The 21,451-nt window shown below is 39.9% G+C and carries 25 protein-coding genes; 24 read left to right on the top strand and 1 reads right to left on the bottom strand.

The window, feature by feature from the left end; all coding sequences use genetic code 11:
* Positions 1–687 precede the first annotated feature (687 nt).
* From IEV52_RS21200 to rsmI, 11 genes are all read left to right on the top strand, one after another.
* Positions 688–882 carry a sigma factor G inhibitor Gin gene (locus tag IEV52_RS21200; RefSeq protein ID WP_188404549.1) on the top strand — a complete coding sequence of 65 codons (195 nt, stop codon included), beginning with the start codon at positions 688–690 and terminating at the stop codon, positions 880–882.
* Between the two features lie 116 nt (positions 883–998).
* Positions 999–2,423, top strand: a complete 1,425-nt coding sequence (locus tag IEV52_RS21195; protein WP_188404548.1) for an aminotransferase class I/II-fold pyridoxal phosphate-dependent enzyme — start codon at positions 999–1,001, stop codon at positions 2,421–2,423.
* A 12-nt stretch (positions 2,424–2,435) separates the two neighbouring features.
* On the top strand, positions 2,436–3,080 hold the full coding sequence (gene tmk, locus IEV52_RS21190) for a dTMP kinase (RefSeq protein ID WP_188404547.1): 645 nt from the start codon (positions 2,436–2,438) through the stop codon (positions 3,078–3,080).
* Positions 3,081–3,095: 15 nt separating this feature from the next.
* Positions 3,096–3,425, top strand: a complete 330-nt coding sequence (locus tag IEV52_RS21185) for a cyclic-di-AMP receptor (protein WP_188404546.1) — start codon at positions 3,096–3,098, stop codon at positions 3,423–3,425.
* A gap of 21 nt (positions 3,426–3,446) precedes the next feature.
* Complete coding sequence (locus IEV52_RS21180; RefSeq protein ID WP_188404545.1) at positions 3,447–3,887, top strand: YaaR family protein; 441 nt, start codon at positions 3,447–3,449, stop codon at positions 3,885–3,887.
* Positions 3,888–3,902: 15 nt separating this feature from the next.
* Positions 3,903–4,889 (top strand): DNA polymerase III subunit delta', encoded by a 987-nt coding sequence (holB, locus tag IEV52_RS21175; RefSeq protein WP_188404544.1) that lies wholly within the window; start codon positions 3,903–3,905, stop codon positions 4,887–4,889.
* A gap of 4 nt (positions 4,890–4,893) precedes the next feature.
* Positions 4,894–5,724 carry a PSP1 domain-containing protein gene (locus tag IEV52_RS21170; protein ID WP_188404543.1) on the top strand — a complete coding sequence of 277 codons (831 nt, stop codon included), beginning with the start codon at positions 4,894–4,896 and terminating at the stop codon, positions 5,722–5,724.
* Positions 5,725–5,738: 14 nt separating this feature from the next.
* On the top strand, positions 5,739–6,089 hold the full coding sequence (gene yabA, locus IEV52_RS21165; RefSeq protein WP_188404542.1) for a DNA replication initiation control protein YabA: 351 nt from the start codon (positions 5,739–5,741) through the stop codon (positions 6,087–6,089).
* Positions 6,090–6,143: 54 nt separating this feature from the next.
* Positions 6,144–6,890, top strand: coding sequence for a tRNA1(Val) (adenine(37)-N6)-methyltransferase (locus tag IEV52_RS21160; RefSeq protein ID WP_229754405.1), 747 nt, complete (start codon positions 6,144–6,146; stop codon positions 6,888–6,890).
* Positions 6,877–7,173, top strand: coding sequence for a GIY-YIG nuclease family protein (locus tag IEV52_RS21155; RefSeq protein ID WP_188404541.1), 297 nt, complete (start codon positions 6,877–6,879; stop codon positions 7,171–7,173). The genes IEV52_RS21160 and IEV52_RS21155 overlap by 14 nt, the downstream gene beginning before the upstream one ends.
* On the top strand, positions 7,145–8,023 hold the full coding sequence (gene rsmI / locus IEV52_RS21150; RefSeq protein ID WP_188404540.1) for a 16S rRNA (cytidine(1402)-2'-O)-methyltransferase: 879 nt from the start codon (positions 7,145–7,147) through the stop codon (positions 8,021–8,023). Before IEV52_RS21155 ends, rsmI begins: the two co-directional genes overlap by 29 nt.
* A gap of 54 nt (positions 8,024–8,077) precedes the next feature.
* Here rsmI and abrB read toward each other — a convergent pair whose 3' ends face one another.
* Complete coding sequence (gene abrB / locus IEV52_RS21145; protein WP_066238107.1) at positions 8,078–8,362, bottom strand: transition state genes transcriptional regulator AbrB; 285 nt, start codon at positions 8,360–8,362, stop codon at positions 8,078–8,080.
* A 601-nt stretch (positions 8,363–8,963) separates the two neighbouring features.
* Between abrB and metG the strand changes: the two genes are divergently transcribed.
* The 13 genes from metG (at position 8,964) to glmU (ending at position 21,424) form a co-directional block, all read left to right on the top strand.
* The gene (gene metG, locus IEV52_RS21140; protein WP_188404539.1) at positions 8,964–10,928 is read left to right on the top strand and encodes a methionine--tRNA ligase; all 1,965 of its coding nucleotides are present in this window, start codon (positions 8,964–8,966) and stop codon (positions 10,926–10,928) included.
* Between the two features lie 183 nt (positions 10,929–11,111).
* Positions 11,112–11,882, top strand: coding sequence for a TatD family hydrolase (locus tag IEV52_RS21135; RefSeq protein WP_188404553.1), 771 nt, complete (start codon positions 11,112–11,114; stop codon positions 11,880–11,882).
* A gap of 215 nt (positions 11,883–12,097) precedes the next feature.
* Positions 12,098–13,303, top strand: a complete 1,206-nt coding sequence (locus tag IEV52_RS21130) for a resuscitation-promoting factor (protein ID WP_188404538.1) — start codon at positions 12,098–12,100, stop codon at positions 13,301–13,303.
* Between the two features lie 188 nt (positions 13,304–13,491).
* The gene (gene rnmV, locus IEV52_RS21125; protein ID WP_188404537.1) at positions 13,492–14,064 is read left to right on the top strand and encodes a ribonuclease M5; all 573 of its coding nucleotides are present in this window, start codon (positions 13,492–13,494) and stop codon (positions 14,062–14,064) included.
* Positions 14,061–14,936 (top strand): 16S rRNA (adenine(1518)-N(6)/adenine(1519)-N(6))-dimethyltransferase RsmA, encoded by an 876-nt coding sequence (gene rsmA / locus IEV52_RS21120; protein WP_188404536.1) that lies wholly within the window; start codon positions 14,061–14,063, stop codon positions 14,934–14,936. The genes rnmV and rsmA overlap by 4 nt, the downstream gene beginning before the upstream one ends.
* Before the next feature lie 85 nt (positions 14,937–15,021).
* Positions 15,022–15,888, top strand: a complete 867-nt coding sequence (gene yabG / locus IEV52_RS21115; protein ID WP_188404535.1) for a sporulation peptidase YabG — start codon at positions 15,022–15,024, stop codon at positions 15,886–15,888.
* A 275-nt stretch (positions 15,889–16,163) separates the two neighbouring features.
* Entirely contained in the window at positions 16,164–16,424 is a 261-nt protein-coding gene (gene veg / locus IEV52_RS21110) for a biofilm formation stimulator Veg (RefSeq protein WP_066238125.1), read from the top strand.
* A gap of 139 nt (positions 16,425–16,563) precedes the next feature.
* On the top strand, positions 16,564–16,746 hold the full coding sequence (locus tag IEV52_RS21105; RefSeq protein ID WP_188404534.1) for a small, acid-soluble spore protein, alpha/beta type: 183 nt from the start codon (positions 16,564–16,566) through the stop codon (positions 16,744–16,746).
* A 145-nt stretch (positions 16,747–16,891) separates the two neighbouring features.
* A complete protein-coding gene (gene ispE, locus IEV52_RS21100) occupies positions 16,892–17,755 on the top strand; it encodes a 4-(cytidine 5'-diphospho)-2-C-methyl-D-erythritol kinase (protein ID WP_188404533.1) in 864 nt (287 codons plus the stop codon).
* 60 nt (positions 17,756–17,815) lie between these two features.
* Positions 17,816–18,646 carry a pur operon repressor gene (gene purR, locus IEV52_RS21095; protein ID WP_188404532.1) on the top strand — a complete coding sequence of 277 codons (831 nt, stop codon included), beginning with the start codon at positions 17,816–17,818 and terminating at the stop codon, positions 18,644–18,646.
* Positions 18,646–19,020, top strand: coding sequence for a RidA family protein (locus IEV52_RS21090; protein WP_188404531.1), 375 nt, complete (start codon positions 18,646–18,648; stop codon positions 19,018–19,020). Before purR ends, IEV52_RS21090 begins: the two co-directional genes overlap by 1 nt.
* Before the next feature lie 495 nt (positions 19,021–19,515).
* Entirely contained in the window at positions 19,516–19,806 is a 291-nt protein-coding gene (gene spoVG / locus IEV52_RS21085) for a septation regulator SpoVG (RefSeq protein WP_066238133.1), read from the top strand.
* A 238-nt stretch (positions 19,807–20,044) separates the two neighbouring features.
* A complete protein-coding gene (glmU, locus tag IEV52_RS21080; protein WP_188404530.1) occupies positions 20,045–21,424 on the top strand; it encodes a bifunctional UDP-N-acetylglucosamine diphosphorylase/glucosamine-1-phosphate N-acetyltransferase GlmU in 1,380 nt (459 codons plus the stop codon).
* Positions 21,425–21,451: the final 27 nt, after the last annotated feature.

The raw sequence follows: 21,451 nt of genomic DNA, 5'->3' as shown, positions 1-21,451 counted from the left end.
CAAGAAGGAAGATGGATGATATCCATCTTCTTTTTTTGTGTTGAAAAATGAGTTGTAGCATGGATTACGGGATCTTATCGAAGTATGGTAAAGACGCATAAATAAATTTGAGGGCGTTTAAAAATTTTTGAAGACTTATAAGAATTTTTGAGGACTTATAAAATCTCCCGAAGACTTATAAATCAAACAAAATATATAAAGAGGAAGAAGATGAATTCATTTCATCTTCTTTTTTGTATAGAAAAGGCAGGAAATGAGCAGAAACGTGATGCGAAAACCTTTAAATAAGGAAGAAGATGGACAAAACCATCTTCTTTTCCATCATTTCAAGGGTTGGCACAGAGGCGAACAAACTCAATTAAGTCAAAACCAGGCCTAATTAAGTCATTGATATATTCTCATTCTTCTATCCACCCAAAACCTATCCATCACATATTAATCCTTTGCAAAAATAAAAATATCACTCATATTCAAACTCTCTCCCAAAGCACATCAGTTAGTTTTAAAACCTGTCATAGCGGGGATTTAGGAAGCATGAAGACGTGAACTCGGTTTATTTTATTGATTTGCATAAAGACAGACACAACGAGAGCCAGATTTTCATACATTTTAAAGAACCTTAAATAATCTGAAAAAACGTATATGAATAAACAATTCTGGCAACAATGGCATTATGGAGGTGGAAGAATGAAAACGACACGAAAGTACGGGGAAGTTTGTATGGTGTGTGAAGAGGAGAAGGATCAGGGATTACACATTCTTCATCAATTTATTTGCCAGGAATGTGAACAGAAAATTTTGACGGCTAAAACCAATGATGACTATTATAAACATTACTTATCACAATTGAGAAAATTAAAATTAGTAAATGCGTCTTCATAAAAACAGGCTGAAAATGGCCTGTTTTTTTGTTTCCAGCAAATTCGCTGAACTTGAAACTATGATAGAATAAGTATATTAAACAGGACCAAAAACGTTTATAACAAAGGGTAAATAAGATGAAACATGCACCGCTGTATGAAGCGTTAGTCAATCACATAAAAAGTACTAAATGGTCTTTTCATGTTCCAGGTCATAAAAGCGGCCTTCTTTTTGAAAAGACAGCAACCTCTTTTTTTCAATCTGTTCTGCCCCTGGATGTGACAGAACTTACAGGACTTGATGACCTGCATCATCCTGAAGGACCTATTTTAGAAGCACAAGAGTTATTAGCTTCTTATTACAACGTGCAGAAAAGCTTTTTTCTTGTGGGGGGAAGCACTTCAGGAAATCATGCGATGATTCTCTCTTCTTTTATAGATGGAGATGTTGTTCTTGTTCAGAGGAACTGCCATAAATCGGTTCTAAATGGTTTGGAACTTGCCGGAGTGACACCTGTGTTCCTGCAGCCAGAAATCGATGAAAAAGGTGGTTACCCTTTGGGGATTTCTTATAAAACGGTTAAAAAAGCTATTGAAAAGCATCCTGGATTAAAGGGGATCGTTCTAACAAATCCTACGTATTACGGGATGCAGCAAGATATTACCGAAATAGCTGAAATCGTTCATAGTGTGGGCGGCATTGTTTTAGTTGATGAAGCACATGGAGCACATTTCGGACTAAAGGATATGCCCGAGAGCTCGATACATAGAGGAGCAGACATTGTGGTGCAATCTGCGCACAAGACACTTCCTGCACTAACGATGGGTGCCTTTTTACACGTAAATAGTGACCGAGCTGATATTCAACGATTATCACATGTTTTGCAGATGGTTCAGTCGAGCTCGCCGTCTTATCTCATCATGGCATCACTCGATCTAAGCCGTCTTTTTCTCGAAAACCTTTCAAACGATGAGATAAAAGAAATACTCAATCAAACAAAGGATCTAAGACTGTTTATTGATTCAATTCCTTATTTGAATGTTTTAGATGCGCCGATTGATTATATTTTAGATCCATTGAAAGTTACCATTCAGTCGGACAGGGAAATATCAGGATATGATCTGCAAGTTTTATTGGAGAAAGAAGGCTTATATACCGAGTTGGCAGATGATCGAAACGTATTATTGGTGCTGCCGCTTGGACCGATTGATAAAATCAAAGAACTTAAAGAAGTCTTCATAAAGATATCTGAACAAATGGCCAGCTATCAAGCGAGGCATTCACAATATAAAACAACATCCATTTCCACATCAGTCAGTAAGTTAGCGTTATCATACAGGGAAATGAGAAGGTTAAAAGTAAAACCCATTTCAATCGAGTCGGCTGAAGGATTCATAGCAGCTGAAGCGATTATTCCTTATCCGCCAGGGATTCCGCTGATTGCAAAAGGAGAACAAATTACATCAGAACACATTCATCATTATTCTTCATTAAAGAAGAAAGGTGCGAGGTTTCAAGGTGCCTTTATGGATAATAAAATGTATGTTTTTGATAGAACGTAAGGAGCAGTAGAAGTGAAAGGTTTATTTATTACATTAGAAGGTCCTGATGGGTCCGGAAAAACAACCCAGGTTGCAAAAGTTGCAGATTATTTAAGCAAGAAGAACATCAACTTTATTCAAACACGGGAACCGGGCGGTACTAGAATAAGCGATAAGATCCGGTCACTCATCTTGGACCCTGAACATAAAGAAATGCATGATCTTACTGAAGTACTCCTCTACGCCGCATCGCGCGCTCAGCATGTTCATGAAAAGATCATTCCAGCATTAGAAGCAGGCAAGGTTGTTATTTGCGATCGTTTTGTTGATGCATCACTTGCTTATCAAGGTTTTGGCCTTGGTGTCGGAGAAGAACCTGTCATGCAAGTGAACAATATTGCTACTGGCGGCCTGGTACCAGATCGCAGTTATTTCGTGGATGTCTCTCCGCAAGTGGGAAGAGAAAGAATGAAAGCCCGATACGGGACAGCCAGTCTGGATCGTATTGAACAGAAAGACTTCACATATCATGAGCGAGTACGGGAAGGATTTGAACATATCTTTTCCAAACAGTCTGATCGGATCGTCCGAGTAAATGGTGAACAAGATCATGAAACGGTGTTCAAAGAGATTGCGAAGGATTTAGATCAACTTTTAGCGAATCATAAGGAAAAGTAAAAGGAGGCATTTGCCATGAAAATGATTATAGCCGTTGTTCAAGATAAAGACAGCAACCGACTGCAAGATGCGCTTGTTGAAAAAAATTACCGTGCTACAAAGCTCGCTACAACAGGTGGATTTCTAAAAGCCGGAAACACAACGTTTATGATTGGTGTGGAAGATGCTCAGATTGATGATGTAATGGAGCTTATTCGTGAAAACTGCAAAAGCCGTAATCAGATGGTTGCGCCTGTTTCACCGATGGGTGGGAACGCAGATGCCTATGTACCATACCCGGTTGAAGTTGAAGTAGGCGGTGCGACGGTGTTTGTTCTCCCAGTTGAAAGTTTTCAGCAATTCTAATACCAAATTTGAGGGGTTATTATGAAAATCGGCCAAGACATAAGACCAGTTCTTGAGACAAAACAAAACGAAGGAAAGACAGGAAAAAAGCCAGCTCTTTCCTTTGGGGAAGCCGTTTCCAAACAGAGTGAGAAATTACATTCCGAACAGTTAACTAGGCTGTTAGGTGATATAGAGAACCAAGGAAAAAGGCTGCTTCAATCTCAGACAGTACGAGATCTGCAGCTTTATAAAAATTTAGTTCAGCGCTTTGTAAAAGAAGCAGTTGATTTCGGTATGCAGCTGAAGCAGAATAAAAGCTGGAACGAACAAGGAAGATCGAGAACACTAAAGCTTGTAAAAGAAGTAGATGAACATCTGATCTTACTGACAGAAGCTGTTTTGGGCCAGGAAAAAGATTCAATCTCTTTGCTCGATAGAATCGGTGAAATAAAAGGGTTGTTAGTGAATCTATATACGTAGTAGGTGAGTTGGAGTATGGCGAGCTGGGTAGAAAGCAGCAAGACACAGCCCCGTGTTGTGAAGTTATTAAAAAACAGTATAAGAAAACAGCGCCTTGCTCATGCATATATTTTTGAAGGGGCACATGGAACAGGAAAAATGGCGATAGCAACTGTTCTTGCAAAAACGTTTCTCTGCAGAAATATGGAAGATGGAAATCCATGTGAAAGCTGCCCGAACTGTAAGAGGATCTCATCAGGAAATCATCCGGATGTTCATATCATCACACCCGATGGGCAGACGATCAAGATTGATCAAATAAGAGGACTGCAAAAGGAGTTTGCTTATAGCGGTATGGAATCTTCCAAGAAGGTATATATCGTGGAACATGCTGACAAGATGACAGTTCAGGCAGCGAATAGTCTTTTGAAGTTTTTAGAAGAGCCTGGTGCAGACACGATAGCGATTTTGCTTACGGAACAGGTTCATAGTTTACTTGAGACCATTCGTTCCCGAGCACAGACATTATCCTTTACACCTCTTCCGCCACAAGGGATTTTACAAAAATTACTCGAAGATATCCCAAAGCCCATCGCTCTATTAGCGTCTTCTTTGACATCTGATTATGCAGAAGCGCTCGAAATTTGTAGGGAAGAGTGGTTTGCACAAGCTAGAGCCAAAGTGATACAATTAACGGAGGACTTGCGGCTGCGGCCTGATTACTGTCTTGTTGTACTGCAAGACCAGTATTTAAGTTTCTTTAAAGAGAAAGATCAGTTGCGTTTAGCGTTGAACTTACTTTTGATCTGGTATCGAGATCTTTTATCTATACATTTATCAAACTCGGAAAATGTTGTATTTTTCGATCAGCTTCAAGCATTAGAGCAGCAGGCACTTCACACTTCTCAAAAGAAGACGGGTGAAGCACTGCAAGCTATACTGACTGCTCAAGCCAGACTCAGGAGCAACGTCAGCCCCCTGATGGTGATGGAGCAGTTGGTTTTACGATTACGGGAGGGATAAAACCTTGTATGAGGTAGTGGGAATCCGCTTTAAAAAAGCGGGTAAAGTATATTATTTCGACCCCGGCGACCTTGAAGTGAAAAAAGACGCGTTTGTCATTGTGGAAACAGCGCGTGGAATAGAATATGGCAAGGTAGTTATCGATAAGAAACTAGTCGGCGAGAATGATGTTGTTCTTCCTTTAAAAAAAGTCGTTAGGCTCGCGACACAGAAAGACATTTTGTCTGTAGAGGAAAATAAAGCAGCCGCTAAGGAAGCGTTTCAAAGTTGTGAAGAAAAAATCATCGAACATAAGCTCGATATGAAGCTTGTCGATGTTGAATATACGTTTGATCGTAACAAAATCATATTTTATTTTACTGCAGACGGAAGAATTGATTTCCGTGAACTGGTAAAGGACCTGGCTTCTATCTTCCGAACAAGAATTGAGCTCAGACAGATTGGCGTAAGGGATGAAGCGAAGATGCTAGGCGGAATCGGTCCATGTGGCCGAATGCTCTGCTGCTCCACATTCCTTGGGGACTTTGAACCTGTATCGATCAAGATGGCAAAGGATCAGAACCTATCCTTAAATCCTGCAAAAATTTCAGGGCTATGCGGACGCTTAATGTGCTGTTTAAAGTATGAAAATGACTATTATGAAGAAGTTAAAGAAGAAATGCCTGATGTTGGTGAAGAGATTATGACCCCTCATGGTGTTGGTCGTGTTGTCGGCTTAAACTTGCTTGAAAAACTCATTCAAGTGAACATTCCATCAATGGAAAGAACAACCGAGTTTACATTGGACGAGCTCGCTGGCAAGAGAGAGGAATTATTCAGTCAGGCCACAGAGTAAAAGAGGTGGAATTCGTGGAAAAGAAAACAATATTTTCCCGCGTAGTACAGATGGAAGAGCAAATCACAGAGCTTTCACAGCAACTGGAAGATTTTAAGACCCATTTGGCTACATTAATAGAAGAAAACCACCATCTCGTGATGGAAAATGAAAATCTGCGGAACAAACTGAATTCCGATCAAAAGCGGAATATCGTTAAAAAGTCTTCGGCTAAAGCCAAAAAAGAGTCTACTGACATCGGAGAAGGCTATGATAACCTGGCACGTCTCTACCAGGAAGGATTCCACATTTGCAACCTTCATTATGGCAGTGTACGTTCAGAAGGAGATTGTTTGTTTTGTCTTTCATTTTTAAATAAGAAATAAACGCCTTTCCTATTGGGAAGGCTTCTTTTTATATAGAAGAAAGGGGGAGTTACTGTGGAACAACAGCTCCTGCCAGATGAACGGATTGATTTTTTAGTTCATCCTGATTTGAAAATCATACAGAGTCCTTCTGTTTTCTCATTTTCTCTCGATGCTGTATTATTGGCCCGTTTTGCTTGGGTACCTATTCAAAGAGGGAAGATTATTGATCTATGCACTGGAAACGGTGCGGTTGCCCTTTTGTTAAGTAAGCGTTCGAAAGCTGACATAACGGGTGTAGAAATACAGGAAAGATTGTACAGCATGGCAAGAAGAAGTGTTGAGCTAAACGGTTTGGGTGAGCAATTACATATGGATCTAGCTGACCTTAAAGAAGCTCCCAGTAAGTATGGACATGGAACGTTTGATGCCCTAACCTGCAATCCACCGTACTTCCCATCTGTTCATGAAAAAGATTTTAACCAAAATGAGCACCTTGCTATCGCACGCCATGAGATCTATTGTTCCTTGGAAGATGTTATACGGGTTAGCAGCCAGCTAGTTAAACAAGGCGGAAAAGTCGCAATGGTGCATCGTCCAAACCGATTGATGGAAATATTAGCTTTTATGAGGAAGTATAAACTAGAACCAAAGAAATTACAGCTGATCTACCCAAAAGCAGGTAGTGAGGCAAATATGCTTTTAATAGAAGGAATGAAAAACGGCAAACCAGATCTGCACATTTTACCTCCTATTACAGTGTATGGTGAAGACGGCCATTACACAGATGAGTTAAAAAGGATGTTCTATGGTGAAGAATAATGTTAATCATTATATCTATATTTTAGAGTGTGGCGATGGATCATACTATACGGGTTATACCAATGATCTAACTCAGCGTTTACGTAAGCATGAAGAAGGTAAAGGCGCTAAGTATACGAGGGGAAGAGGTCCTCTAAGACTTGTGTTCCAGGAATCGTTTTCTACAAAACAAGAAGCAATGCGGATGGAATTTGCAGTAAAGAAACTGAATCGATCTGAAAAAGAAAGAATTATAAAAGAGGGAAGTGTTTCGTATGTGGCAGCAAAAGAGCTACGGAAATGAGACCGGAAGCGGTATGCTGTACTTGGTTCCAACACCGATCGGCAACTTGGAAGATATGACGTTTCGGGCAATCCGTATTTTAAAAGAAGCAGATTTAATCGCGGCAGAAGATACAAGGCAGACCAAAAAGTTATGCAACCACTTTGAGATCGGTACACCCTTAACGAGTTATCACGATCACAATAAACAACATAGTGGTATGAAACTTATAGAATCATTAAAAGAAGGAAAGGAAATCGCATTAGTCACAGATGCAGGAATGCCCGGCATATCAGATCCTGGATATGAACTTGTTGTTCAATGTGTAGAAGAGAACATTCCTGTTATTCCACTGCCTGGAGCGAATGCAGCACTGCCAGCACTTGTTGCATCAGGACTTAACACAGAACTATTTACATTCTACGGTTTTCTTCCAAGAGGAAAAAAAGAAAAGAAATCAGAGTTAGAGAAACTTAAACGTTTTCCTTCTACCCTGCTGTTTTATGAAGCTCCTCATCGATTAAAAGAAACACTTCAGGCTATGAGTAGTATATTGGAAGACCGGAATATCGCGGTTGTACGGGAACTAACAAAAAAATATGAAGAAATCATTCGTGGTTCATTATCTGAAGTAACAGAGTTCTTTGATCAAGAAGATGCTGAAATACGAGGCGAGTTCTGCTTAGTTGTTGAAGGAAGCGGGAGTTCAGGTTTCGAAGAGCAAGAACAGTGGTGGGAGTCGTTTTCGATTATCGATCACGTGGAACATTATGTAGACAAAGGCGAGAAACCAAAAGATGCAATTAAGCTAGCAGCAGCTGATCGAAACATGCCGAAGCGGGAAATTTATCAAGAATACCATGGACTATAGTCATTGTATAAAGGAAAAGAGCCTTCTAATCGAAGGCTCTTATTTTTTATGTTCTTATTTTGATGTTTGTAATTGCTTTTGAAGTTCTTCCATAACTTCTTTAGCACCTTCACGGCTAAGAATGATCTTTCCGCCTGCAACTGTGTAGTTGTCATCAGAAACTTCACCAGTTACCGCGCAAGTCATGTTTGGCTTGTATTTCTTAAGGATGATACGGTCATCATCAACATAAATTTCTAATGCATCTTTCTCTGCAATTCCTAAAGTACGGCGAAGTTCGATTGGAATAACGACACGTCCTAGTTCGTCAACCTTACGTACAATTCCTGTAGATTTCATAATAAAATCTCTCCTCCCAAAATATATAAAAGATTTCCCTATCTATTTAAATCGTCAGAATTCGACAAAATCCTACGAGAACATCTTACCAACATTTCCAATTGTCGTCAATAGTTTTGATTTAAACATTTTTTCACTTTTACCAATAAATTTAATAGACTATACCCATATTATAATATTTTCAAAACCCATTTATGGAAGATATATTCATATATTGTCATATAGAATTCAAGAATGTGTAAAAGATGAAAAAATTTAACTGGGAATATCAATAAAATAAAACGTCAAATTTCGACAAAACTAACAACGAAAAAATACTATTCATATTTCCCTTTCCGACCATTGGCTTCTATGCCTTGACACACTTTCAATGCATTAGGTATATTTTGAAGGAAGAAAAGAGAATAATGAAAGTATTTACATAGAAATCTTTCGCTTACTTTTTTACTTTTATGACCTAATGCAAACAGTTTTTTATAGTTTTTGTAAAAAGATACATTTACCGTTACAGTTATATTTTTCCTAAATGTAAAGAACAAATAGTCCCTAAATCGAGGGGCTTTTTTTCCTATAAGGTAATTATTTTGAGGAGGCGGCACGAGTGACAAAACCAACATTCTATATTACAACCCCTATTTATTATCCAAGCGGCAAACTTCATATCGGTCATGCTTATACGACTACAGCAGGAGATGCGATGGCAAGATATAAGCGTTTAAGAGGTTATGATGTTATGTATCTGACAGGAACGGATGAGCATGGAGAAAAGATTCAAAAGAAAGCGAACGAACAAGGCCTTCATCCCCAAGAGTATGTGGACGGCATTGTCGAAGATATTAAAGCATTATGGAAGAAGATGGACATCTCTTATGATGATTACATTCGTACTACAGATGATAGACATAAAAAATCTGTCGAAAAGATTTTTCAGCAGCTTCTAGATCAGGATGATATCTATTTAAGTGAATATGAGGGCTGGTATTGCACAGATTGTGAGTCATTTTTTACAGAACGCCAGCTTGAAGATGGCAAGTGTCCTGACTGCGGCCGTGAAGTGAAGAAAGTAAAAGAAGAAAGCTACTTCTTCCGTATGAGCAAATACGCTGATCGTCTACTCGCTTATTATGAAGAGAACCCTGCGTTTATCTTCCCTGAATCACGAAAGCGCGAGATGATCAATAACTTTATTAAGCCAGGTTTAGAAGACCTAGCTGTGTCTCGTACGTCTTTTGACTGGGGCGTAAAAGTACCTGGAAATCCAAAACATGTTATTTATGTTTGGATCGATGCGTTATCTAACTATATTACAGCTCTTGGTTATGGCAGTGAAAATGATGAAAAGTATAAGAAATACTGGCCAGCCGATGTCCACTTAATGAGTAAGGAAATTGTTCGCTTCCATACGATCTACTGGCCGATCATGCTGATGGCATTAGACCTTCCGTTACCAAAGCAAGTTATCGCGCATGGATGGCTACTAATGAAAGACGGCAAGATGTCCAAGTCCAAAGGAAATGTAGTCGATCCGAATGTCTTAATCGATCGATATGGATTAGATCCGCTTCGCTACTATTTACTGCGTGAGGTGCCGTTTGGATCAGATGGCGTGTTTACTCCTGAGAGCTTTGTCGACAGGGTAAATGCTGACCTCGCAAATGACTTAGGGAACTTATTGAACCGTACGATTGCCATGATCGGTAAATACTTTGATGGAAAGATCCCCTCATATGAAGGCAAAGTTACCGAATTTGACGGCACACTCCAAGAATTTGCAATGGAAACTGTAAGAAAGACAGAAGAAGCGATGGAAAAACTTGAGTTTTCAATTGCACTTTCAACCATTTGGCAGTTAGTAAGCCGCACGAATAAATATATAGATGAAACACAGCCTTGGGTTCTTGCAAAAGATGAAGCGAAACAAGGTGAACTGGCTAGTGTGATGTATCACCTTGCGGAATCCATCCGTATTGTTTCTGTTTTGATTCAGCCATTCATGACAGAAACACCAGAAAAGATCTGGACACAGCTAGGTCTGAAAGATAAGAACATTACTGAATGGGAATCACTTAAAGAGTTTGGTGCTATTCCTGCAGAGACTGCTGTTGAAAAAGGAGACCCGATCTTTCCGCGATTAGAAACAGAAGTAGAAGTCGAATTTATAAAAAATTCTATGGGCGGAGCTTCAATTCCAGCAGAAGAACCGAAGACAGAAAAACATGAAGTGCCTGCTGCTGAGGAAAAACCCGAGATCTCTATTGATGATTTTATGAAGGTAGACTTAAGAGTAGCGACTGTTATTGAAGCCGAGCCTGTTAAAAAAGCAGATAAATTATTAAAGCTTCAGTTAGATCTAGGCTATGAAAAACGCCAAGTTGTATCTGGAATCGCACAGTTTTACAAGCCAGAGGATCTAGTCGGTCAAAAAGTAATCTGTGTAACGAACTTAAAGCCAGTCAAGTTACGCGGAGAACTGTCACAAGGAATGATCTTGGCTGGTTCTTCTGAAGGGCAATTAACATTGGCCACAGTAGATCCGTCCCTTCCAAACGGTTCAAAAGTTAAATAAAAACAAAAAGCAGGGAGCTTATCCCTGCTTTTTTGCCATCTTTAGTGCGTTTGGCAGTGATTTCCTGGTGTATCCCATGTTGAAAATAGGTCTTAATACCTATAATGTAATTAACTTGTAACGCTACTGTTACCCGAATGAATGGAAAATGTGATAAGATTTGTAAAGTTGAAAGGATTGTACATTATGTTTGATACACATGCTCATTTGAATGCAACACAGTTTGAAGAAGATCGCGAAGCAGTAATCCAGCGGGCTATAGATGAAGGCGTAACACATATTGTGGTCGTTGGTTTTGACCGTGAAACTATTCAAGGCGCTATGCAGCTTGCTGAAGAATACGACTTTATCTATGCATGCGTAGGGTGGCACCCTGTTGATGCGATCGATATGACAGACGAAGATTTGGCATGGATTGAAGAACTTGCAGCACACCCAAAAGTTGTCGCTCTTGGCGAGATGGGATTAGATTACCATTGGGACAAGTCGCCTGCAGATGTTCAAAAAGAAGTATTCAGACGCCAGATCCGGCTCGCAAAAAAAGTGAAGCTTCCGATCGTCATTCATAACCGGGAAGCAACACAAGATGTAGTTGACATATTGAAAGAGGAAGAAGCCCATGAAGTTGGCGGTATCATGCACTGCTACAGCGGAAGCATTGAGGTTGCCCGTCAATGTATGGAAATGAATTTCTACATAAGCTTTGGTGGACCAGTAACGTTCAAGAATGCCAAGAAGGTTAAGGAAGTTGCTGCAGAGATTCCGATGGACCGGCTATTGATTGAAACGGATTGTCCTTATCTAAGTCCTCATCCACTTAGAGGCAAAAGAAATGAACCATCTTATGTAAAGTATGTCGCAGAAACACTATCAGAATTAAAAGTTCTTCCACTTGAAGACATCATAAAGAAAACTTCCGACAATGCTTTTCGGATCTTTAACATTTCCCGATAAGGAATGTTGTCGGAAACTAGCAAAGCATGAAGAATATCGCGTTAATCTTTCAAGAATTGACAAAAGGGAATGGAAATTTGTCATACGGTTTTTCTTCCCTTTTTTATCCTTTTATGTTCATAATTGGCTTGGGTCAATTAATGACGAAAGGGAGGGTGATTTGACAGAGAGAAAAAAGATATTTATAATGCAGTCCTTGTAGGGGAGGAAATTGAATGTATAGGAATATTACAGCTTTGTTCTCAAGTATCACAAGAAAGAAAATTTATCTTTCGATAGCTGCTCTTCTCGTTTTAGCAGTAACTACTGGATTCGTAGGTTATGAAACTACGAAAGCTGAAGTAACGCTCATGCTCGACGGAAAGAAAACAGAAGTGAAGACACATGCCAACACGGTTAGAGAACTGTTAAGCGAACAAAACATAAATCTCAACCAGCATGATCTAGTAAAACCAGGGCTTGATGCTGAGGTTACAGACAATATGAAGGTTGATTATCTAGAAGCAAAAGAAGTTAGCCTTACCGTTGATGGCAAGGAAAAGATGATCTGGACGACAGCGAAGACTGTTGAACAATTCGTAAAAGAACAGCAGCTAACGCTAAATGAACATGATTCTATTAAGCCCAATCTGACTGCTGATATTCAAGATCAAGGCAAGATAAAAATTGAATCAGCATTCCCGGTTAAGCTTGTTGTGGGCGGAAAAGCTCAGCAAGTTTGGACCACTTCGACTACCGTCGCTGACCTTTTGAAGCAACAAAAGGTATCATTAGGTGAAATTGATCGAGTAACACCTGCTAAAACTGACAAAATTACCGGCAAAACGCAGGTTGAAGTCATCCGAGTAGAAAAGGTCACCGATGTAGTGGAAGAAGAAACACCTTTTGCTGTTGTTAACCGCAAAGACAGTGGTTTAACAAAAGGCAAAGAACGTGTTGTGCAAGATGGCAAAAAAGGAAAACGTGAAAAGCGCTTTGAGGTTGTTATGGAAAACGGAAAAGAGATTTCCAGAAAACTGATCAGCGAAAAAACGTTAGCAGACAGCACTGATAAAATTGTTGCTGTTGGAACAAAGGCGCAGCCACAGCCAGTTGTTTCGCGTAGTAAATCATCATCAAGCAACTCTGGTGGCAGAGTAATAACAGTCACAAGTACAGCTTATACAGCACACTGTGCTGGATGTTCAGGAATTACGGCTACAGGCTTTAACTTAAGAGCAAACCCGAATGCGAAAGTAATCGCAGTAGATCCTAATGTAATCCCGCTTGGCTCTAAAGTGTATGTTGAAGGATATGGATATGCTATCGCTTCGGATACTGGAGGAGCTATTAAAGGCAACAAGATTGACGTATTCTTTTCTTCTCAGTCACGAGCGGAGTCTTGGGGAAGAAAATCGGTTACCATTCGCATCATAGACTAAACTTTTGAAGCATGGGGAAAAATCCCTGTGCTTTTTTGTATGCATGGGATAACGAAGACTGATTGAAGTTATTCTTTTGTAATCCTAGACTTTCTTGACGCCTGGGGTATACTAGTAAAAGATGTTTTTTCGTTCAATTTATTAGACGTTGCAATGCCTAAAAAGGTTTCACCGTTTTGGAGGAAATCATGAAAAAAATTAAAGAAATTATTGTTGTTGAAGGAAAGAGCGATACGCTTGCCATTAAGCGATCTGTTATAGCAGATACGATAGAAACAAACGGCTCTGAAATTAGTATAGATACACTGAATCGGATAAAAAGAGCTCATGAGACACGCGGAATAATCGTTTTTACTGATCCTGATTTTCCAGGTAAAAGAATTCGGCAAATCGTCTCTGAGTTTGTTCCTGGATGTAAACATGCCTATTTAGATAAGGCAGATGCACTTGCAAAAGGCAATAAAGGTGTAGGGGTCGAACATGCATCCAGAGAAGCTATTATTGCAGCTCTGTCACATGTACGAGAAGAGCTTATAGAACCAGAAGATGAACTGATCTCCTGGGATGATCTGATGTCTGCAGGATTAACAGGTGGGTCAGATTCAAAACATAGACGTGAGATTATAGGAAAAGAACTGCGGTTAGGTTATATGAATGCAAAACAGCTACATAAACGCTTAAATATGTTCAGAGTAACACCTGCAGAATTTGAACAGGCACTAAAGGCGCTTTATAGCAATGAGGAGGATAATAAGGCATGAGAAAAGACATATCTACTCCCCAATCCACAAAAGCCATACTTGAGAAGCATGGTTTTACGTTTAAAAAAAGTTTGGGGCAAAACTTTTTAATCGATCGCAACATCTTAAATAATATTGTGAATGCTGCAGATCTAACAGAGGATTCAGGTGTGATTGAAATTGGCCCGGGAATTGGAGCTCTGACTGAATTTATCGCAAGAGCCTCAAAAAAAGCGGTGGCATTTGAGATCGATCAGCGTCTGCTGCCTATTTTAGAAGAAACTTTAGCACCATATCCGCATGTGGAAATCATCCATTCAGATGTTCTTAAAGCGAATATTCATGCAGTGATAAAAGAACATTTTGAAGAAGGACAGGATCTGATGGTTGTAGCTAACCTGCCGTATTACGTTACGACACCGATCATTATGAAACTTCTTCAAGACAAGCTTCCCATCCGTGGAATTGTTTGTATGATTCAAAAAGAGGTAGCCGACCGTCTGGCGGCATCTCCAGGAACGAAGGACTACAATTCTCTTTCCATTGCTATTCAATATTATGCGACAGCTGAGACAATGATTAAAGTGCCTAAAACGGTTTTTGTTCCAGCTCCTAATGTGGACTCTTCTGTCATTAAGCTAACGCTGCGAAAAGAGCCGGCTGTAGAAGTGAAAGATGAAGAATTCTTTTTCGAAGTTGTAAGAGCTTCTTTTGCACAAAGACGAAAGACATTATGGAACAACCTGACAAGCAAGCTCGTAACAAAGGATAAGAAAGAAGAGCTGCAAGCTATACTAGAAGAGATTGAAATTGATCCAAAACGCCGTGGTGAGACACTAACGATACAGGAATTTGGTAAATTAGCTGATGCTCTTTTGCCGCTTATAAAATAAACCTCATTTTTCCCCCAACTTTCACATACTCTTATTAAAGGAACATTGGGAGCAGGAGCTTGTTACTCCAAATAGGGGGAGTAAAATGAAACTAGAGATTGGATCAATTGTGACCAGAAACTCTTACAAACGGGATCTGCTTTTTCGTATTGTAGGATTTAGTGAAGATCGAACGATTGCTGAACTTGCTGGAGAAGAGCTTAGATTATGGGCAGACGCACCTGTCGATGATTTATTTGTTGTTGACGATAAACATATGTCTGAACACAGGCAAGTTGAAAAAGAGAAAGAAGAATCTTCATTTAAATTATTCAGGCAAGATTACTATCTTCTTCGACAAAAGAGGGAGTACTTATCGACGAACGGATATCAATATGATCAATCTTACTTTGAGCTGCCGGGAAGAGTGCTTCATATTGACGGAGACCCTTTATACTTAAATAAATGTCTGGAGCTATATAAAAAACTTGGCGTTCCCGTATACGGTATTCATATGAAGGAAACGGAGATGCCAGAAAAGGTGCCGGCACTAGTTGATGAAGTCAGGCCAGATATACTTGTGATTACGGGTCATGATGCCTATATGAAGTCAAAAGGCGATATAACTGATGTGAATGCATACCGCCATACTAAATACTTCATACGAACCGTCAGAGAAGTGAGAAGGAAGTATACACACCTCGACCATCTCATGATTTTTGCAGGTGCCTGTCAATCTCACTTTGAATCGTTGATTAAAGTAGGATCCAATTTTGCAAGTTCACCAGCCCGTATTAACATACATGCACTAGATCCAGTATACATCGTCTCAAAAATCAGCCTGACCTCGTTTATGGACCGGGTGAATGTTATGGACGTTCTGCGGAATACATTGACTGGTAAAGAAGGTTTAGGCGGGGTTGAGACGAGAGGGTTTCTAAGAACGGGAATGCCTATAAAAACAAAGCCATAGTACTCATGAGAACTCCGGAAGTCCGGAGTTTTTTATTTATGGGAAAAGTTTTTATAAAATCACAAAAATACCCCAAAAGTGGATATATTAAAGAATTATTTGTAAAAAATATTCATTTTATACATATTCCCCAGGAGTATTGACATACTAAAAAGAGCAAAAAAAGGATATTTGGTCATTGACATGAAATTGCTTTGCTTGCTATAATGAAAATTTTAATTTGACAAAAAAGCACGATTTGTGTTACAATTTGTCTAAGTGAGGTGGAGCCTAAAATGGGTAAAACAATTGTGGACATCAGACGCTCTTTAGAGTCCAACGTGGGCAGAAGACTTTCTTTACGTGCAAATGGCGGTCGACGCAAAACGATCGAACGTTTAGGAACACTGGAAGAAACGTACCCTGCAGTTTTTATTATCAAATTAGATCAGGACACCAACGCTTTTGAACGTGTTTCTTATAGTTACGCGGATGTACTCACAGAAACAGTAGAACTTACATTCTTAGAAGATACACAAGCAGCAATCGGGCAGTAAGAATTCTTTACTGCTATTTTTTTTACCCGTCTGGTTATGTTCTAAACAAACATACATAGATCAGTAAAAAATTTATTTATATAGTTAAAACCCCTTTTGGAGATACTATGAAGTATCGCATATGAAAGGGGTTTTCATCATGGGACGCAGAAAACAAGGAATGATGTCTGAAGGATTAAAAACTGAGATCGCAAAAGAGCTTGGTTTTTATGATACTGTCCAACGAGAAGGCTGGGGCGGTATTCGTTCTAAAGATGCAGGCAATATGGTGAAACGTGCACTTGAGATCGCGGAACAGAGATATAACAATGGAAACAGATAAAATATGCGGTAATTATTAGCCGGAGGCCCTTGTGTCTCCGGTTTTCCTCTATTGATATAGAGTTGATTTTAACTATATTTCATTCGTCATACTGTGTTACTATTAAAAATATCAAAAATGTGCAATATGGTAGGCAGGGATAATGATGACAATTAATAAAGTATCCATTAAAGCTCCAGCTAAAATTAACCTATCTCTCGATGCGCTGCGTAAGAGAGAAGATGGATTTCATGAAGTGGCTATGGTAATGACAACGGTAGATCTAGCTGACCGTATAGAACTGACTTTATTAGACACAGATGAGATAAGAATTGAAAGCTCAGGAGGGTTTGTGCCCCTCGACGAACGGAATCTAGCCTTTCAAGCAGCTTTGCTTTTAAAGAAGACATTCTCCATTAATAAAGGTGTCTTTATACATATTTCTAAACAAATTCCAGTTGCGGCAGGCTTGGCCGGAGGGAGCAGTGATGCAGCAGCTACGTTAAAAGGACTGAATAAGCTGTGGGAATTAGGTTTGTCACTTGATGAGCTTGCTGAGCTTGGAGCCAAGATAGGTTCAGATGTTTCCTTTTGTGTATATGGAGGAACCGCACTTGCTACAGGCAGAGGTGAAAAGATTCACCACATCTCATCACCGCCTCCTTGCTGGGTTCTGTTAGCTAAGCCTCCTATCGGTGTATCCACTGGAGAAGTATATCGCAATTTAAAGCTTCAAGGACTGGATCATCCTGATGTGGAAGGCATGGTCAAGGCAATTGAAGATAAAGATTATGACCAGATCTGCAATCTTCTTGGAAATGTATTAGAATCGGTGACGTTAAACATGTATCCAGAAGTGAAGCACATCAAAGAACAAATGATGAGGCTTGGAGCAGATGCGGTTTTAATGAGCGGAAGCGGACCGACTGTTTTTGGCCTTTTTCAGCATGAGTCTCGTCTTCAGAGAGTCTATAACGGCTTAAGAGGCTTTTGTCATGAAGTATATGCCGTTCGTTTATTAGGGGAATGATTGATAAAATCCGTATAAAAATGGTATATTATCTTCAAACATTCGGTTTTGGAGGATAATATGAAATTAAAAAGAAGCGGAAGAATGGTAGACCTGACAGCTTACCTTCTTCATCATCCCCATCAACTCATTCCCTTATCTTATTTTGTAGAACGATACGAATCCGCTAAATCTTCAATAAGTGAAGATCTTGCTATTATTAAGGAACATTTTGAGCAGCACGGCTTAGGACACGTCCAAACGGTTCCTGGTGCAGCAGGCGGTGTTAAATATATTCCAGGCATCGATCATGCAGAGGCTGAAGCTACAGTGGAAGAGCTTGTTCAGCTGCTTGAAGATCCCAGCCGTATCTTGCCTGGCGGTTATTTATACGTAACAGATGTAATCGGAAATCCTCGGTTAGTGAATCAGATCGGCCGCTTGTTCGCATCCATCTTTTCTTCAAGAAAAATTGATGTCGTAATGACGATAGCGACAAAAGGAATTCCGCTAGCTTACGCAGTTGCTACACATTTAAACGTTCCTGTAGTAGTGGTAAGAAGCAACAGTCGAGTAACAGAAGGTTCGACTGTGAGTATTAATTATGTTTCTGGATCAACCAAACGCATTCAAACGATGGCGCTTGCTAGACGAAGCATCAAACAGGGTTCTCGCGTATTAATTATTGATGACTTTATGAAAGCCGGCGGAACGATTAAAGGTATGATAAGTTTGATTGAAGAATTTCAGGCACATATCGAGGGGATTGGCGTTCTGGTAGAAGCTCAGGAAGTCTCTGAACGTCTTGTTGATGACTATGTATCAATTGCACGTCTCTCGCAAGTGAATGAAAAGGAAAACCGTATTGAAGTAGAAAAAGGCAATTATTCATTAAACGGAGGTCATGCGTAATGAAAAAAGTTCATACTGAAGAAGCACCTGCAGCTATCGGTCCTTATTCTCAAGGGATCGTGATCGACCAATTATTCTTTAGCTCAGGGCAGATTCCCCTTACAAAAGAAGGAGTTATGATAGACGGTGATGTGAAAGAACAAACGCATCAAGTGTTCCGTAATCTACAAGCTGTGTTGAAGGAAGCGGGTTCTTCACTGGAGCAAGTAGTCAAGGCTACAGTTTTTATTAGCGACATGAATGAGTTTGCTTCTATTAATGAAGTGTATGGCGAATATTTTAATGAACATAAGCCCGCTAGATCTTGTGTAGAAGTGGCGCGCCTTCCGAAAGATGCTAAAGTTGAGATCGAAGTAATCGCACTTACAAAATAAGTCCCTATGCGGGGCTTATTTTTTTTGAGTTTTGTTATACAGCTCGTTTAGCAGCACTAGATCTCCTCCCTTTCCGCGGACTAACTGCCGAGCCTCCTCGTTCGTTCCTCCCTGCGGGGTCTCGTCAGCCAGTTTTTCCGCAGGAGTGTCGTAGATCTTGTGCTTTATGAATCATATTGAAAAAACATTCAAAAAAGGCTCTTTTCTAAAGATTGTGAAAGCCACCGGTTGATAAAGCGGAAGGTGCGAGACTCCTGCGGGAGCCAGCGGGCCAGGTGAGACCCCGCAGGCGCAGGCCGAGGAGGCTCAACGCCCGCCCCGCGGAAAGGGAGCAACCTGGAGCGGAATTCAGCCACTCCTTTTTTGGGTTAAAATGCACTCCAGACAGACGTCACAAATTTTTTGAAAATTTTTTTTTATTCGAAGAAGGATTTTGTAAAATGTTGAAGAATTGTAGTATTACGTTCTTATTTTGGAAAAAGGTGGTGTTTGTGAATGGAAGTGACTGACGTAAGATTACGCCGTGTAAATACAGAAGGCCGTATGAAAGCGATTGCCTCCATTACAATCGATCATGAATTTGTTATTCATGATATTAGAGTAATTGATGGCAATAATGGAATGTTCGTAGCTATGCCAAGCAAACGAACACCAGATGGAGAGTTCCGTGATATCGCACATCCGATTACTTCAAGTACTCGTGAGAAGATTCAAAATGCGGTATTAACAGAATATCACCGTATGGGAGAAATGGAGTCTGCTTTAGAAGAAGCAGGGGCTTCTTAATATCTCAATAAGAATCTAGAGCCTGGTCAAAATGATTGGGTTCTTTTTGTTTGCTCTTTTTTTCCTCATAAGAAAGAACCTTCCTATCTATATCCGCAATTCCCCCTTTTTTACAGTAAAATTTATCAAACCATTGACAATCCCGCGTCCCTTCTTGAAATGACTACGTGTTTAAGATATATTCGTAATGGTATGTTAAGAAATATTTAAGATTTAGGAAGATGGATGGAGGTTCACTATGACAAATCGCTATGCGGTCATTCTTGCTGCGGGTCAAGGAACAAGGATGAAATCCAAATTATATAAAGTATTACATCCTGTTTGCGGGAAGCCGATGGTTCAACATGTTGTTGATCAGATCAGCTCTCTTCAGATGAAACAAATGGTGGCTGTTGTGGGTCACGGAGCTGAAAAAGTTCAAGAACAATTAGGCTCCGACATTCAGTATGTGCTTCAAGAAGAGCAGCTTGGTACAGCCCATGCTGTCATGCAGGCTGAAGGAGTATTAGCTAATGAAGAAGGAATCACCCTTGTTGTTTGTGGTGATACACCTCTTATCACTTCAGAAACGATGGAAAAGCTAATTGCTGAGCATGAGTCACTTGGTGCAAAAGCAACGATTCTTACTGCGAAGCCAGAGGATCCAACCGGATACGGACGTATTATCCGTAACAGCGAAGGTACTGTTGAACGAAATGTTGAGCATAAAGATGCTTCAGAAGAAGAACGCAAAGTGACTGAGATCAATACAGGAACGTACTGTTTTGATAATAAAGCATTATTTGAAGCGCTAAAGCAAGTGAACAACGATAACGTACAGGGCGAATATTATTTGCCAGATGTTATTGAAATCTTAAAAAATGCAGGCGAAGTTGTAGCAGCTTACCAAACGCCTGATTTTAACGAAACACTTGGTGTAAATGATCGGGTGGCGCTTTCGCAAGCAGAACGTTATATGAAGAAACGTATCAATGAGCGTCACATGAGAAATGGTGTTACATTGATCGATCCAGAACAAACTTATATTTCAGATGATGCTGAGATAGGAAGCGATACGGTCATCTACCCGGGTACTGTTATTCTAGGTCAAACAAAAATTGGTGAGGAAAACATCATCGGCCCTCAATCTGAAATTAAAGACAGCTTGATCGGAAATGGAAACACGATCCGTCAGTCTGTCGTTCATGACAGTGAAGTCGGCGATGCAGCAGCGATCGGTCCGTTTGCACACATCCGCCCCAAGTCCGTTCTTGAGAACAAGGTAAAGATCGGGAATTTTGTTGAAGTGAAAAAGTCTATCATGAGTACAGGAAGTAAAGCATCTCATTTAAGCTACATTGGAGATGCTGAGATCGGTAAGGATGTTAATTTAGGCTGCGGATCTATCACTGTTAATTATGATGGAAAGAACAAGTTCTTAACAAAAGTAGAAGATGGAGCGTTTATTGGCTGTAATTCCAACTTAGTTGCTCCTGTTACCGTTGGGAAAAACGCTTATGTTGCAGCAGGCTCGACCATCACGAATGATGTACCTGCAGAATCATTATCCATTGCAAGATCGCGTCAGACTGTAAAAGAAAATTATGTTCAAAAGTTAAATGAAAAGCAAAACCAATAACAATAATTTTAAGAGTGGGGAAGGATG

It is taken from the genome of Fictibacillus barbaricus (genome assembly GCF_014635025.1).
GTDB lineage: Bacteria > Bacillota > Bacilli > Bacillales > Fictibacillaceae > Fictibacillus > Fictibacillus barbaricus.
This window is presented reverse-complemented; position numbering and strand designations above follow the sequence as displayed.

Bases quoted from the DNA above. Each gene is read 5' to 3' on its own strand.
- IEV52_RS21200 (WP_188404549.1), top strand. From the start codon at position 688: ATGAAAACGACACGAAAGTACGGGGAAGTTTGTATGGTGTGTGAAGAG.
- IEV52_RS21195 (WP_188404548.1), top strand. From the start codon at position 999: ATGAAACATGCACCGCTGTATGAAGCGTTAGTCAATCACATAAAAAGT.
- IEV52_RS21185 (WP_188404546.1), top strand. From the start codon at position 3,096: ATGAAAATGATTATAGCCGTTGTTCAAGATAAAGACAGCAACCGACTG.
- IEV52_RS21180 (WP_188404545.1), top strand. From the start codon at position 3,447: ATGAAAATCGGCCAAGACATAAGACCAGTTCTTGAGACAAAACAAAAC.
- holB (WP_188404544.1), top strand. From the start codon at position 3,903: ATGGCGAGCTGGGTAGAAAGCAGCAAGACACAGCCCCGTGTTGTGAAG.
- IEV52_RS21155 (WP_188404541.1), top strand. From the start codon at position 6,877: ATGGTGAAGAATAATGTTAATCATTATATCTATATTTTAGAGTGTGGC.
- rsmI (WP_188404540.1), top strand. From the start codon at position 7,145: ATGTGGCAGCAAAAGAGCTACGGAAATGAGACCGGAAGCGGTATGCTG.
- abrB (WP_066238107.1), bottom strand. From the start codon at position 8,362: ATGAAATCTACAGGAATTGTACGTAAGGTTGACGAACTAGGACGTGTC.
- IEV52_RS21130 (WP_188404538.1), top strand. From the start codon at position 12,098: ATGTATAGGAATATTACAGCTTTGTTCTCAAGTATCACAAGAAAGAAA.
- rnmV (WP_188404537.1), top strand. From the start codon at position 13,492: ATGAAAAAAATTAAAGAAATTATTGTTGTTGAAGGAAAGAGCGATACG.
- rsmA (WP_188404536.1), top strand. From the start codon at position 14,061: ATGAGAAAAGACATATCTACTCCCCAATCCACAAAAGCCATACTTGAG.
- yabG (WP_188404535.1), top strand. From the start codon at position 15,022: ATGAAACTAGAGATTGGATCAATTGTGACCAGAAACTCTTACAAACGG.
- veg (WP_066238125.1), top strand. From the start codon at position 16,164: ATGGGTAAAACAATTGTGGACATCAGACGCTCTTTAGAGTCCAACGTG.
- IEV52_RS21105 (WP_188404534.1), top strand. From the start codon at position 16,564: ATGGGACGCAGAAAACAAGGAATGATGTCTGAAGGATTAAAAACTGAG.
- ispE (WP_188404533.1), top strand. From the start codon at position 16,892: ATGACAATTAATAAAGTATCCATTAAAGCTCCAGCTAAAATTAACCTA.
- purR (WP_188404532.1), top strand. From the start codon at position 17,816: ATGAAATTAAAAAGAAGCGGAAGAATGGTAGACCTGACAGCTTACCTT.
- IEV52_RS21090 (WP_188404531.1), top strand. From the start codon at position 18,646: ATGAAAAAAGTTCATACTGAAGAAGCACCTGCAGCTATCGGTCCTTAT.
- spoVG (WP_066238133.1), top strand. From the start codon at position 19,516: ATGGAAGTGACTGACGTAAGATTACGCCGTGTAAATACAGAAGGCCGT.
- glmU (WP_188404530.1), top strand. From the start codon at position 20,045: ATGACAAATCGCTATGCGGTCATTCTTGCTGCGGGTCAAGGAACAAGG.